This window comes from Mesobacillus subterraneus, from assembly GCF_003937825.1.
GTDB lineage: Bacteria > Bacillota > Bacilli > Bacillales > Cytobacillaceae > Mesobacillus > Mesobacillus subterraneus.
In genome coordinates this window covers 340,168-354,316 of record NZ_RSFW01000002.1, presented here as the reverse complement: position 1 = coordinate 354,316, position 14,149 = coordinate 340,168, and the positions used below count along the sequence as shown (strand labels likewise).

General features: G+C 43.3%; 12 protein-coding genes. 3 read left to right on the top strand and 9 right to left on the bottom strand.

Translation table 11 applies throughout. The features are described 5' to 3' along the window. Positions 1 to 288: 288 nt before the first annotated feature. From EJA10_RS02170 to EJA10_RS02160, 3 genes are all read right to left on the bottom strand, one after another. Positions 289 to 1,245, bottom strand: coding sequence for a YsnF/AvaK domain-containing protein (locus EJA10_RS02170; protein ID WP_170169031.1), 957 nt, complete (start codon positions 1,243 to 1,245; stop codon positions 289 to 291). Positions 1,246 to 1,436: 191 nt separating this feature from the next. Beyond that, positions 1,437 to 2,753 carry a hemolysin family protein gene (locus EJA10_RS02165; RefSeq protein WP_125478338.1) on the bottom strand — a complete coding sequence of 439 codons (1,317 nt, stop codon included), beginning with the start codon at positions 2,751 to 2,753 and terminating at the stop codon, positions 1,437 to 1,439. Between the two features lie 304 nt (positions 2,754 to 3,057). Further along, entirely contained in the window at positions 3,058 to 3,843 is a 786-nt protein-coding gene (locus tag EJA10_RS02160) for a TerC family protein (protein ID WP_125478337.1), read from the bottom strand. Between the two features lie 399 nt (positions 3,844 to 4,242). On the opposite strand from EJA10_RS02160, the gene EJA10_RS02155 reads away from it, so the two are divergent. Next, a complete protein-coding gene (locus EJA10_RS02155; RefSeq protein ID WP_125478336.1) occupies positions 4,243 to 6,036 on the top strand; it encodes a methyl-accepting chemotaxis protein in 1,794 nt (597 codons plus the stop codon). A 65-nt stretch (positions 6,037 to 6,101) separates the two neighbouring features. Here EJA10_RS02155 and EJA10_RS02150 read toward each other — a convergent pair whose 3' ends face one another. Next, positions 6,102 to 6,572, bottom strand: a complete 471-nt coding sequence (locus EJA10_RS02150; RefSeq protein ID WP_125478335.1) for a hypothetical protein — start codon at positions 6,570 to 6,572, stop codon at positions 6,102 to 6,104. A 145-nt stretch (positions 6,573 to 6,717) separates the two neighbouring features. Here EJA10_RS02150 and EJA10_RS02145 point away from each other — a divergent pair, with 145 nt between their 5' ends. Together EJA10_RS02145 and EJA10_RS02140 are read left to right on the top strand one after the other, a co-directional pair. Then, entirely contained in the window at positions 6,718 to 7,272 is a 555-nt protein-coding gene (locus tag EJA10_RS02145) for a tyrosine-type recombinase/integrase (RefSeq protein WP_125478334.1), read from the top strand. Positions 7,273 to 7,285: 13 nt separating this feature from the next. After that, on the top strand, positions 7,286 to 8,788 hold the full coding sequence (locus tag EJA10_RS02140; RefSeq protein ID WP_125478333.1) for a potassium/proton antiporter: 1,503 nt from the start codon (positions 7,286 to 7,288) through the stop codon (positions 8,786 to 8,788). A 38-nt stretch (positions 8,789 to 8,826) separates the two neighbouring features. On the opposite strand, the gene EJA10_RS02135 is transcribed toward EJA10_RS02140, so the two are convergent. The 5 genes from EJA10_RS02135 to EJA10_RS02115 form a co-directional block, all read right to left on the bottom strand. Next, positions 8,827 to 9,441: a TetR/AcrR family transcriptional regulator gene (locus EJA10_RS02135; protein ID WP_125478332.1), complete on the bottom strand. Its 615-nt coding sequence runs from the start codon at positions 9,439 to 9,441 to the stop codon at positions 8,827 to 8,829. Positions 9,442 to 9,463: 22 nt separating this feature from the next. Continuing rightward, positions 9,464 to 10,996, bottom strand: a complete 1,533-nt coding sequence (locus tag EJA10_RS02130; protein WP_281274459.1) for a carboxypeptidase M32 — start codon at positions 10,994 to 10,996, stop codon at positions 9,464 to 9,466. 216 nt (positions 10,997 to 11,212) lie between these two features. Further along, complete coding sequence (locus tag EJA10_RS02125) at positions 11,213 to 12,751, bottom strand: flotillin lipid rafts scaffold protein FloT (RefSeq protein ID WP_125478331.1); 1,539 nt, start codon at positions 12,749 to 12,751, stop codon at positions 11,213 to 11,215. Positions 12,752 to 12,762: 11 nt separating this feature from the next. Then, positions 12,763 to 13,299, bottom strand: a complete 537-nt coding sequence (locus EJA10_RS02120) for an NfeD family protein (RefSeq protein ID WP_125478330.1) — start codon at positions 13,297 to 13,299, stop codon at positions 12,763 to 12,765. Positions 13,300 to 13,483: 184 nt separating this feature from the next. After that, entirely contained in the window at positions 13,484 to 14,035 is a 552-nt protein-coding gene (locus EJA10_RS02115) for a DinB family protein (RefSeq protein ID WP_246017645.1), read from the bottom strand. Between the last annotated feature and the right edge of the window lie 114 nt (positions 14,036 to 14,149).

The following is a 14,149-nucleotide window of genomic DNA, read 5'->3' as shown; positions in this document are numbered from 1 at the left end:
CCGCACATTTTTCCTGTTTATGTGACGATAATTTCCGTGAGCCACGGTTTATCCGCACATTTTTCCTGTTAATGTAACGATAATTCTCGTGACCAACCTTCTATCAGCGCATTTTTCCTGTTACTTCCACTTGCCAAGGTTTTTTTTAAATGGTATATTAATCAAGCGATGAGCTGAATTGTGTAAGCCGGCAGACACTCCTTTCAGGAAATGCACGATGTGGCGTGCAGTCAGTCGCCTCAATACGCAGAAAAGACGCCTTTACGGCGTCTTTTCTTATTTATTCTTTTAGTATTTATCCTTGAATCCGTCACGGTCACGATCTAAATTACGATCACGGTCAAGATCACGGCCGCGGTCAAGATCCGTTTCATTTACCAGGCGGTTGTCGTCTGTTTCAAGGTGAGCTTCCTCACGCTTGACACTTTCTACTACCTGTTCTGTATCCGTAACTTCGCGCTTGCCGATGACAAGTTCTTCCGTTACAACTGGTTTCTTTGTTACCTCTACTTTCTCTTCCATGATTGGTACACGGATCGTCTCGTCATCACCCAGTGTGGCCTCAGCGTCATTAGCCGCTTCATTCACTTCACGGCGTTCTACATAGACCTCTTCGCGTGAAACAGGAATGTTCACCTTCTGGGTTTCTTCCACAACATCTTTGTGGACTTCCACCTCACCTGCCTGGACTCTTTCCTTAGAAACATCCAGCTGTTCTTCTCTTAGCCTTAATGTTTTCTCATCCGTATCGTAACGGTCTGTATCATAAGAAGCTCTTGCATCAGTCACTGAAGTGTCTGTGTCATATCCACCATTCACACCGGTTCCAGTCACGGATGTATCCGTTACATAGCCTGTGTCTTCAACATCAAGACCAGATGCAGACGTTTCAGCAAGAAGGATGATCCGGCCAGCGCGGACATCTTCTTCATATTCTCTTGCTGCATCATCTGTCAGGCCAAGGCCAACTAAGCGATCTGAAATAGAATGCTCGTTTCCGCCCAGATTCCTGTCTGCATCAAATGCAGTCATAAGGCTTTGCCAGAAGCCGCCTTCTTTGTGGTCATGATCTGTTCCGATATTTTCAGTGGTTACTCCTGTTCTGCTTTCCAACGCAGATGAGAGTTCAGTGGTATCCCCAATAATTGAGAAATCCTGCACAGAGTAACCATTGTTTTTATACTCTTCAATTGCTTCGATCAATTCTGTTTGATTATCATATACTCCAACTACTTTTTTAGTCATTCTTAATTCCTCCATTTCTAAAATGAGATTCATCCGGTTGCCCCGGTAGTGAGGTAATACCCGTCCCAAACAGTAAATGAAACGTATTTTGAACTTGCCAATATTAGCCACATTTTTGTCGGATGTGGTCTGAGGGGCCAATCTGATTGATACTGGGGCAAAAATTTCCCAATATAAAAAACCGGAGTTCATCACTCCGGTTTTTCTGCAACTTCAATCTTGATGACTTCTAAATAAGCAATGTGGTATTCATCAATTTCGATGATCCTGAAAAGATATCCTTCCTCTTCGATTTCATCGCCAATCTTGGCATCAATGTTCTTCGTCATGACCCAGCCGCCAATTGTATCGACTTCTTCTTCTGAGAGGCTGATTCCCAGCAGATCGTTGACTTCATCAACCAGCACTCTTGAACTAAACAGATAATGCCCTTCTTTCACCTTTCTGATTTCAGCAATTTCGTCTGTATCAAACTCGTCCCGGATGTCTCCTACAATTTCTTCAAGGATGTCCTCTACTGTCACCAAACCCGAAGTCCCGCCATATTCATCAATCAGGATTGCCATATGGATTCGCTCTTTCTGCATTTTAACCAGCAGGTCATGGATTGGAATCGTCTCAATGACCCTGATCACCGGTTTAACAAATGAGGACAGGAGCGATTCCTGGTGAAAATCTTTCTGTGTCAGCTTTGCTGTAAGGATTTCCTTGATGTTGATCATCCCAAGGACATTATCCTTCTCACCATCAATCACAGGATATCGCGTGTACCTTTCATTTTGGATTACATCAATGATCGTTTCAATAGGATCGGCAATATCAAGCGTGACGATTTCCGTCCTTGGAACCATGATTTCTTTAGCAATCCGTTCATCGAATTCAAAAATATTATTCACGTAGTTGAGTTCGTTTTGGTTAATTTCTCCGCTTTCATAGCTCTCCGACAAAAGAATGCGCAATTCTTCCTCGGAATGGGCAACCTCGTGTTCACTAGCTGGTTTAAGCCCAAACATTCCGACAAGCAGACGGGCTGATCCATTCAGTGCCCATATGAAAGGATACATGATTTTATAAAACCAGATGATCGGCTTGGAAAAAGCAAGCGTGACTGCTTCCGCCTTTTGGATAGCGACCGTTTTTGGAGCCAGTTCTCCAACAACAACATGCAGGAAGGTCACGGAAGCAAACGCGATTCCGAAGGATAACAGTTTAGTTAAGGACGGATTAAGATGCCAGTTATCAAAAAGCGGGTGAAGCATTTTTTCCACCGTCGGTTCTCCCAGCCAGCCAAGGCCCAACGCCGTGATGGTGATGCCCAGCTGGCATGCAGAAAGATATTCATCAAGATGGGTGATTACATGCTTTGCTGATTGAGCACCATTCCTGCCTTCCGCGATCAGCTGATCGATCCTGGAGCTCCTGACTTTTACAATGGCAAATTCCGTTGCAACAAAAAAGCCAGTCAACGCGATCAATAAAGCAACTAAAAGCAAGTTCGTAATAATCAATGGCAAGCCTTACGTTTGTAAGGCAGACACCTCCTATACACCACCGATTTCATTCCGGTTTATCGGAATGATGTATTTTGCAGACTTCTGCTTCTGATGATTACTGGAAGCTTTAATCATTTTTTAAATTATACCCTTATACTAATCAGCTAACGCATATCGAGAGAAAATCGTGAAGGATTCCACATTTATTATTCGTACTTTGGCTGATATATATCAGGAGAAATGGTCTGAGGAAGAAAAAACCCCCAAAACACAGCTTGTCCTGCATTTCGGGGATTTTAATAGCGCTTCGTTAAAAAAATCAGGAAGCTTGATTGACAGTTTGCTCCGATTTTTCCTTGGACAGGAACCAGCCAGCAGCGGCGATTCCTACAAGCACAGCATAGAACGTGAGTTTCCATCCTGTTGAATGGGCAAAATCTGAACTTAAAATATTCAGTTCAGGATGGGAAAGCGTCACAACGGCAAGCTTGACCCCCACCCATCCGACAATACCGAATGCGGCGATTTCCAGGCCAGGTCTTCTTTCAAGTAAATTAACAAACATATTAGCTGCAAACCTCATGATGATCAGTCCGATCATACCGCCGGCAAAAATGACGAGGAATTGCCCGCCGTCCATCCCCCCAATTTGAGGAAGCGGCGTTTTTGGCAATACAACAGCAAGAGCAACAGCAGCCAGAATGGAATCCACCGCAAAAGCGATGTCTGCCACTTCTACCTTTAACACGGTTACCCAAAAACCACTCTTCTTGCCTGCCTCCTTTACAGGCTGATCCTCTGTTTCTCCTGAATCCCTGAATACAATCTTCCTGAAAATATGATTCGCAGCCATGAAAAGAAGGTACAATGCGCCCAGAGCTTGGAGCTGCCATACATCGACCAGGAAAGAGATGGCAAAAAGCGAAGCAAAACGAAACACAAATGCGCCGGCCAACCCATAAAATAAGGCTTTTTTGCGTTTTTCTTCCGGAAGATGCTTTACCATGATGGCAAGCACAAGGGCATTATCCGCAGCCAGCAGTCCCTCCATCACCACAAGCACCAGCAGCACCCAGCCATATTCAAGCAATAACGTAAGATCCATTTCTTTTCCCCCTGTTTCGTTTAATAAAGTTAACCAAATATCCTCCAGGTAAAAGAAAAGACCTTTACCATATTGGTAAAGGCCTAAAATTGCATAGAAAAAGACCTTTACCGATAAAGTAAAGGTCTTGCTAACAACGTCCACGTTGCCAATAAAGCCGGAGAAATAGATCTCGTAATGACGACTTTATTGTGGCAGCTACTCCCCTTTAAAAAGAGAATATTTAATTACTTTTACTATATAAGAGCCCAGAAATTCTGTCAATCAAAAAATCGCTTTTCAGAGAAATAGTTCTTTTTTCTTAACAATTTTTTAAAATTGCCGAAAATAAAAACAAATAGTGTCTATATAAGATCTAATGCTATTTTCGTCAATGAATAACAGAGGGAGTGAAACAAATTGTTTTTCAAGAAAAAGAAAACTGCAGAAAAAGCAGTAACTAAAAAGAAACATAGCAGCACAAGGAGTCGGAAGCGAAGTTTAAGCCTGAAGCTAAAGATTGTTTCTCTTAGCATCGTTTCAATGCTGCTTCTCGCATTGGTCACAGCGCTCTATGCACAATATACGATCAAAAACAGTAATCTGGATTCTATGGAGGCAGAACTGAGAACCATTTCGAGCCTATTATCTGACCAGATTACTCCGGGAAAAGCGCAGGTGATCATTAACAACCCATCAAAAAACAACCCTGGTGTGGTTACTCTCCAAAAGCAAATGGACAAGATTTTAAAAGAAAATCCATTGATCAATAATCTGTATTTACTCAAATTGGACGGAGATCAGCTGACTGTCCCTACAATGAGTTCCACAATGATGACGAACGATTTTACATATGGTTCTAAGCTTAGCGCAGCACAATCGTTTCAAAATGCAGCATTGGAAGCATTTAAAGGAAACAAACGCACAACTACTGATATTTACAAATCGGGCAATAGTACGAAAATCTCAGGTTTTTCGCCGATTACCGACATGAATGGAAAAGCGATAGCACTATACGGAGTAGATTTCGATGTAATGCAGGTAAATAAAAAGATTAACGCTGAGGTTGCCGGGATCTGGGTACTTGCCTTGATCATTTTGGCGATTTCGAGCTCGGCCATGTACTTCCTCGTCTCGAGGCTGATCAAGCCTTTAAATAATATTAAGGATCTGACTGCTAATATCGCAAAAGGAGACCTTTCACAGGAAGACATCAGAGTCAGCTCCAAAGATGAGGTGGGAGCCCTGGCTGAAAGCATTAATAGCATGACGGCCTCCTTAAGGACCCTGGTTTCCCAGGTCCAGACAAGCACAAATGAAGTATCAACTGAAACGGTTGAACTCTCAAAGGTATCATCCGATTCCGTTGAAGCCATCAGGGAATTGACAGCGGCCAACCAGCAGGCTGCCGCAAGTACACAGGAACAGAACGCCAATATCGAAGAAATGCAGGCGACATTGGAAGAAATCAATGCAGGAATCGAGGAAATCAACGCTTCAGCACAGCAGGCAAGCTACATTGCCAAGAACTCGACAAAGACCTCAAAAGAAGGCACCGTCAGGATTGACGAAATGCTGGCAGGCCTGGAAGCAGTTGATGAAAATACAAACCAGCTTGCAAATATCATTACCGTGCTCGAGAAGCAATCAGATAAAATTACGCAATTCGTCAAAATTATCAATACCATTTCTGACCAAACCAATCTTCTGGCATTGAACGCTGCCATTGAAGCAGCAAGGGCCGGGGAGCATGGCAAAGGCTTCGCAGTTGTGGCAAACGAAGTCAGAAAGCTAGCTGAGGAAAGCGCGAAATCAGCTTCGACCATTATTTCGATCGTGAACGAAAACGTTCAGAATACCCGTGAAGCTGTAGAGTACATCATGAAGACTCGAGAAGCCGTACAATACAACAAGGACCTTTCAATCAATGCCAAGAACACGCTTCATGAAATCTATGAAACGACAGTGGAAATCGAAGATAATTCCAATAATATTGCCTCTGCAATTGAACAACAGATGATAGCAATCGAACAAATAACCAACTCCCTTGATACAGTTTCACAGGCTTCTCAGCAAATTGCCGCAGGTACAAGCCAGACCGACCAGTCGACACAGGAGCAATTAAGAATAGCTGAGAATGTCAATGAAACAGCAAAGATCCTGCAGCAGACTGCAATACAATTAGAGAAATTGACAGGGAACTTCAAGTTATAATTTGTAAACCGGTTAAAGCCCAAAATTAAGAAAAAGGATGCCGTAAAATTTCGGCATCCTTTTTCTTATCTCTTCTTGAATCCTTCTTCTTCTAGATACTGCTTTGCCTCATTATAGGAGAGAAATGTTCCATCAAGGTTCAATCCGGCATACACATTCCACATATCATCTTCATGCACAAGAATGAGGGTATGGTTCTCAGAATCAATCCAGCGTTCTTCTTCATGATCCTCGATTATCGCAGCCTCTGTCACAGTATTTTGGGAAAGTGACTCTATTGATTGCTGAATGACCTTCTTCAGTTTCTCAGCTGAAAAATCACGGATGTTTACCATACCTTTCTGATCAAGCTCATAACCTGATAAAAACTCTGCATAAACAAACCCATTTCCATTTGGATGCAGATGATAAACCACATTTTTCTTATCATAAATACTATCTTCAAAATGGAAATTGACACGCCCCAAAGAAACATTTTTGCGTTCCAGCTCGGGGAATGATTCAATAATTGCAAGTTTTTCTTCGAAATTAAGCATATTGCCTCCAGGTTCCTTACGAAAATTTTACGGTACGGTTCATTATACCACTTGCTGCAACTCAACCCAAATTTACTTTGGAGCATTTTCTTATGTTACAAAAACCAAAATAAGTTATAATTAAGTTACATAAGGAAGTGAGTGAATGAAAACGGTCAGCGCTATAAAATCCAAGAAGCAAATCAATTCAATGAAAGAATATTTAGAGCAGCACTCGCTCAGAGACTATTGCCTGTTTGTGCTTGGAATCAATTCGGGCATTAAGCTTCAGGAATTACTCCGGCTGCGTGTGCAGGAAGTATGCGGCACAGATGGAGAAATAACAGAGCTACTGGGCCATCCCCATTACGGCAATCCCCCCATTTTCTTGAATGACGCCATTCGCCAGGCATTAAAAAAATATATCAATGAATATTACTTGATTGACACAGACTATCTTTTTAGGTCTCGAAAAACAGATGAACCGATCACAAGACAACAAGCCTACCGTATTATAAATTCTGCCGCGAGAGAAGCCGGCATTACTGAACCTGTCGGAACGACCACACTCAGAAAAACCTTTGGTTACCATGCCTATTTGCAAGGCATTGCGATTTCCCTCATTCAGAAGAGGCTCCAGCAGGCCTCTCCTTCAGAAACGATGCAGTTTATCGGAATCGACCAGCAAGCCAAACAAGTAAAAATAAATATCAATTTATAAGGGGGTATTATATTTGGCTGAAAATGTCCTTAGCACCGATTCATTTATTTTATTGTTAGCGTTTCTTTTTATCATCGGTGTAGTTACGACGAGATTTTCGAGCAGACTTGGCGTACCGTCATTGATTTTCTTTATCCTGGTCGGGATGGTCATGGGCAGTGACGTACTTGGAATCATTTATTTTGATAATGCAGCCCTTACCCAGACCATTGGTATAATCGCTCTCGTTGTCATCTTATTCGAAGGCGGCCTGCAAACAAACTGGAAGGATGTCCGCCCGGTGATTGCTCCCTCTTTGTCATTGGCGACAATAGGTGTACTGATTACGTCTGGTATCGTTGCTATTGCAGCAAAAATGATCCTTGGACTCGATTGGCTTGAGTCGGTCCTATTTGGTGCCATCGTCGGTTCCACAGATGCGGCAGCTGTTTTTGCTGTCCTAAAAGGCCAGAATATATCTCCTAAGCTAGGCTCAACACTCGAAGCTGAATCAGGTTCGAATGACCCGATGGCCGTTTTCCTTACGGTAGCAATGATCGAGCTGATTACGATTCCTGACGCTAGTATTCTTAGTTTGATTGGCAGTTTCTTTTTGCAAATGGGACTCGGCCTCGTTCTCGGACTGATATTCGGTAAAGCAGCCGTCAAAGCCCTTAACTCCATCAATCTTGATTCAAGCGGGCTTTATCCTGTATTTGCAACTGCCTTCGCTCTATTGACTTATGGCATAACTGCCTTTTTAAACGGCAGCGGGCTTTTGGCTGTCTACATTGCGGCCATCATCATTGGGAATGCCGAGATTGCTTACCGCCATTCAATTTTCCGTTTTTCCGAAGGGTTCGCCTGGATGATGCAAATCCTCATGTTTGTCATCCTCGGCCTCCTTGTTTTTCCATCAGAACTATTTACAGCCGCCATTCTCATTCAGGGCATCCTGATTTCTTTGATCCTGATGTTGGTTGCCAGACCGGTCGCTGTATTCATCTCGACCTTTAAACTGAACTATAACCAGAAAGAGCGGCTTTTCCTTTCCTGGGCTGGGTTAAAGGGAGCGGTCCCAATCGTCCTTGCCACATTCCCTTTATTAGCAGGAATTGAAGGCAGCCATCAAATATTCAATGTCGTCTTTTTCGTCGTTTTGACGAGCGCCCTCATCCAGGGAGCGACGATTCCGTTCGCAGCCAAGAAACTGGGATTGAACGGGCCGAAGAAAACAGAACCGATGCAGTCACTTGAATTGATTTCCCTTGGAAAAGCGGATGCGGAAATGATCGAGTATGAAATGGAAAGCGACAGTGCCATTATCGGCAAACCGTTGAAGGACATCCCTTTCCCGGAAGGCTCCCTCGTGAATGCCATCATCCGGAATGGAAAACTTATTGCCCCTACCGGCAATACCATCATCATGGCTGGAGATTTCCTTTACATCCTATCAGCACGGAAAAACAAGGCACATCTTAGTAAAGTGTTGAAGGAGAAAACGATTTATACACAAGAGACAATGGAGCTAAAATAAACAAACCCAGTGAGGAAATCCTCACTGGGTTTGTTGCTTCACAGCCTTAACTTTTCGACGAACATTCTCTGCATTTCTTCTAAAATTTTTTTATACGGATAGTTTTCAAGGATGGTTGCCTGCAGGGTGACTCCATTGACCATCGCCCAGAATATAGCTGCATAGACATGGGAATCGTGTTTCTTATTGAATTCTCCCGCACCCTGCCCTTCCTCGATGATTCCTGCCACCAAGTTGACGAAGAAATCCTTGTAGCGATCCGTCAGCGCCTTCTTTAATTCAGGATTTCGTGTAGAATAAAGCCTGAACTCAAAGTGCACAAGCGCCTGATCCTTATTCTCTTCAGCATTTGGGTCATTGTCCAAATAAGCCGACATCAGATAATTCAATTTTTCAAAAGCTGAGTCACGCTCGGCAATTGCTTTAGCGAACTTTGTACCTGATTCGTTTGTCTGTCCTTCCATGAGCGCAAGGTAAAGTTCTTCTTTGCTCTTGAAATAATTATAGATTGCTCCTTTGCTTAGGCCAGAATGCGCCACAATATCATCGACTGTCGAAGCTTCGAATCCCTTTTTCGCAAAACAAGCATGGGCACTTTGCAGGATTTCCTGCCGCTTCTTTTCCTTGTATTCATCCGAAACAATCGGCGCCATCGCTTCTACCTCTTTTTCCGAATTAGAGATTATAAACTTTGCTGTATTTCTCTTCGAGATAGTTTACAAGATAATCCGCATTCAGTTCTTCACCTGTAGCTTTGACCATGAGCTCATTCGGTGTGTACAACATCCCGTATTGATGGATGTTCTCCCTCAGCCACTTTTGTATTACCACAAAATTCCCTGTTTCTATACTTTCGTAGAATCCTGGTACATCCTGCTGGATCTTGTTCAGGATTTGGGCTGCATACAGGTTACCTAAGGAATAAGACGGGAAGTATCCAAAGCCCCCAAATGACCAATGGATATCCTGTAACACACCCTCCCTGTTAGTTGGAGGAGTAATGCCAAGGTATTCATTCATCTTTGTGTTCCAGATTTCTGGAAGGTCCTTCGCTTCAATTTCCCCGGCAATTAATGCCTTTTCAATCTCGTATCTTACCATGATATGGAGATTATATGTCAGCTCGTCAGCCTCAACGCGTATGAAAGAAGGCTGCACTGCATTGACGGCACGATAAAAATCATCCAGTTCCACGTTCCCTAGCTGCTCTGGGAAATGCTCCTGAAGCTTAGGATAGAAGTATTTCCAGAATTGTTCACTGCGCCCTACCATGTTTTCCAGGAATCGGGATTGTGATTCGTGAATTCCAAAAGAAGCACCTTCCTGGAGGACTGTCCCCTCGAATTTTGAATCGATATTCTGCTCATATATTCCATGGCCTGCCTCATGGATCGTGCCGAAGATCGCTGATCGGACATTGTCTTCCAGATACCTGGTCGTGATCCGAACATCCCCGGTGTTCACAGTCTGTGCAAATGGGTGGACTGTCTCATCCAGCCTGCCTGCTTCCATGTCGAACCCAATCTCCGGAAGGATATAGCGGTTGAAATTCTTTTGCTTTTCTATCGAGAATGGCTGCTCAAAAATTTCAACAAAGGGCCTGGTGGCCGAGTTCTGGATTCTTTTTAGAAGATCAGTACTAGACTCTCTTACCTTAACAAATAATGAATCCAGCTTTTCAACAGTCAGTCCAGGTTCATATTCATCCAGGAGCGCATCATATGGATGGTTCTCATAGCCATAGATTTCGGCTGCTTTTCTTTTGAAATCCACAATTTTTTCAAGGTATGGAAGGTACTTTTCAAAGTCATTTTTTTCCCTCGCTTCTTCCCAGGCCTCATTTGCCTTAGAAGTAAGTACAGAAAAATCTCTGATCATATCAGCTGGAATACTCTTTGAGCGGTTATAGGCATTAAGGCGTTCACGTACTCTTGCTTTTGAGACCTCATCCAAATGTTCTTCTGCCTCATCAGAAGTCAGCGCTTGGAGAAGCTCCCCCATTTCTTCAGAAACGGTCAACTTGAACGTTTCCGTCCTGAGAGTCCCGTTTGCTTCGGCAAAAATGGACCTTCCTTTTTTAGGAGCAACCACTTTTTGATCCCAGCTAAGCAAACCTAAAATACTATTAAAATGTGAAATTCTTTCATCTAGTTCTGTAAATTTCTCAAGTGCATTCATGATCGTTTCGTTCATTACTTTTTGTTCCATACAGCTTCCCCCTTTAAAATAAACCATTCAGTCGATTTATTATAAACGATATTACATTATTTTTTCAATTATCACAAAATTATTAAAAAATATTTGATTTTCGCTTTTAAATCAGGACTATCTCTATAAAAAATGTTATCGTTATTAAATTAGATTTTTGCTATGTTAGGCCCCTGTAAAAAAGCCGCCTGGATTCACAGTCCAGGCGGCTTTCCTTTAATTTTCGTCTTTCACAGCCGTTTCCACGGTCTTATTATCACGAATTTCATCCGTCAAGGCATCGATGCTATGCCTAACGTTTCCTTTTCCAGAAAAATTTTCGATCAGTTCCTTTACATCAATCCCAGAGGATGCCTTCAGGGACTCCTGGAGGGTGGACATTAAGTTCGTGGCATAGCCAGTCACCTTGTTCGCTCCTCCATTGGAATCACTTCCGCCAGTATCCACGACTGTGATCTTATCAATATTACCTAGTGGTGCTGCAACCTGTTTTGCATATTCAGGAAGCATCTTCACAATCATATCAAGGATGGCTGCCTGGCCGAATTGCTCGAACGCTTGAGCGATTTTTTCCTTCGCTTCTGCTTCAGCGACACCCTTCAGGCGGATGATCTCAGCTTCTGTTTCCCCTTTCGCGCGTTCAGCTTCGGCTTTTGCCAGACCATCCATGCGGATTCTTTCGGCTTCAGCGCGTGCCATTGCTTCAATCCGATATTTGTTTGCATCGGCTTCGGCAATTTGTTTCGCCTTGTCTGCAGCTGCTGATTGCTCAACGGAGTAACGGTCTGCGTCCGCTTTCTTCTTGACCTCGGAATCATACTGGCGTTCACGGCGAAGGATTTCTTTTTCTTCCAGTTCGATTTGCTTCTGGCGCTCAATGATTTTAACTTGCATTTCATGTTCGGTTACTTCTTGCTGGGCTCTTGCTGTCTCAAGGTCGTACGCCTGGTCGGCGCGGGCTTTGGCAATGTCCTGCTCACGTCTGAATTCTGCCATTTTCAGGCCATTGATCTTTTCAGCTTCGGCGATTTCAGTCGCACGCTCAAATTCAGCCTTCTTTGCTTCTTTGTCTGCTTCCGCTTTCTTGATGCGTGTTTCTTTTTCAGCATCTGCAGTCGCAATGTCAGCATCACGTTTTACCTGGGCGATTCTCGGTTTACCAAGTGAATCCAGGTATCCATTTTTATCCCGGACATCCTTGATCGTGAACGAGACGATGACAAGACCCATTTTCGCAAGGTCCTGTGAAGCGACCCTCTGGACTTCCTGGGAAAACTTATCTCGGTTCTTGTAAATTTCTTCTACAGTCATGGAACCCAGGATGGAACGAAGATGACCTTCCAATACTTCTTTCGCTTCATTTTCGCGGTCTTCTTTTGTTTTTCCAAGGAACTGCTCGGCAGCCGTTGCGATTTCACTGATCGATCCGCCGATTTTGATGATCGCCGTTCCGTCAGCCATAACAGGAACTCCCTGTTCTGTGTAAACTTCAGGAGTCGTAACTTCTAATTTACTGGACAGCAGGCTCAGCGGACGTGACTGCTGGAACACCGGGAAAATGAACGTACCGCCGCCCCTGATGATCTTTATTTTATTGTTCGATTCATCTGTGTGAACATTTCTGCTCCCCAGGAAACTTCCCGTAACGATCAAGGCTTCATCAGGGCCCGCTGTCTTATATTTAGTAATGAATACTGCAATTAATGCGATGATCAGGAATACAACAAAACCAATAACGATAAACATTAGATCCATACCAATTCCCCCTAAATAAAAGTCTCTAATTCTTCATGCAGCTTCACTTGCAGAACACCACTTTCAATATCAATGACCAGCACTTTTTTGCCATACGGTATTTCGGATTTTGTAAAACTGACTGCCGGCTTTGAGATGCGGCCGCTGATATTCTCGATCATGACTTCTCCATAACCGTCGACCGGGATTGAAGTTATGACGGTTCCGATCCTTCCCCTCAGGTCGCTTTCCTTATACACCAGGGATTCTTCGGCATTGGATAAAGGGATCAGCACAAACACATTCAATAAGGTGACAAGAATAAGAGCAATAATAGCTGATGCCCCAGCGATCAAACCGCTGTGCAATTTTGTAAAAACTTCACCCAAATAGCCGCCTGCCGAGAAAATCGTCACAAATGAAAAGATTAATGTCGGATTGACCAGCGGGATTGCTTCAAGAACTCCATCAAGGAAATCACCAAAAAACAGATAGATGATTGTAATTGCCCCTGATATGACCAACCCCCAAAAATAAATGGTTTCCAATGGTGTACCAAACAGCTCCATTTTTCTCACTCCTTGTTACAATCTAAAAAGCACCCTCCCTTATTCCATTAATTGCTTGATATGTAATACGATTGTCACGGGAAGAAGTTTCACAACAATGAAAAATTTGTAAAAAAAACTGTCTTCTTTTGCGAAAACAGTTCCTCCCACTATATTTCGCCGCTGAATAATATTGGCTACCGGGCTATTTAGCCAATCCTTCCGTCGCTTTGCTTTGAATTTTTCTGATCATCCGGATTTGGCCGCGATGATTGATTTCATCTTCAAACACATGGAACCATTTGAAATAATTGTTTGCAGGCTGATTCCACCACCAATTCGTTTGTTCATACAGCCATTCATCGGAAAGTGACTGGAATTTCTGATAAGTGATCTCCCTTACCTTCTGGAGGTCTTCGAGATAGTACTCCAGAGGATAACCCTTGAATGTGGTGCGGCCTTTCTCGCCAAGTTCAAGCCCCGCTGAGAGTGCTTCCTCCTCTTCTTCCGTTGGGTCCCTCCTTTCAAATGTGACAATCTGATAAATCCGCTCCACAGCAGCCATATGGGCAAGCAGCATCCCAATTGAATTCGCTTCGTCATGGACAAGAAAATCCAGTTCCTCAATCGAGAGCCCCTCAACCGCTTCATGCGTGGTCTTGCGCACATAATTCATCATCGAGACCAACTGGCTGAATTCTGGATCGAATCCATCTTTTTGATCAATCAAAAATAATGTGGACATATCAAACCCCATATTCTCCCTCTTTTCCCTATAGAATAGAAGATATATATATTCGCCGTATACTCTTGTTTCTCCTTTATCACAGTCAGGTGAGCAGCAAATAAAGAAAGCTCCAGCTATCAATCT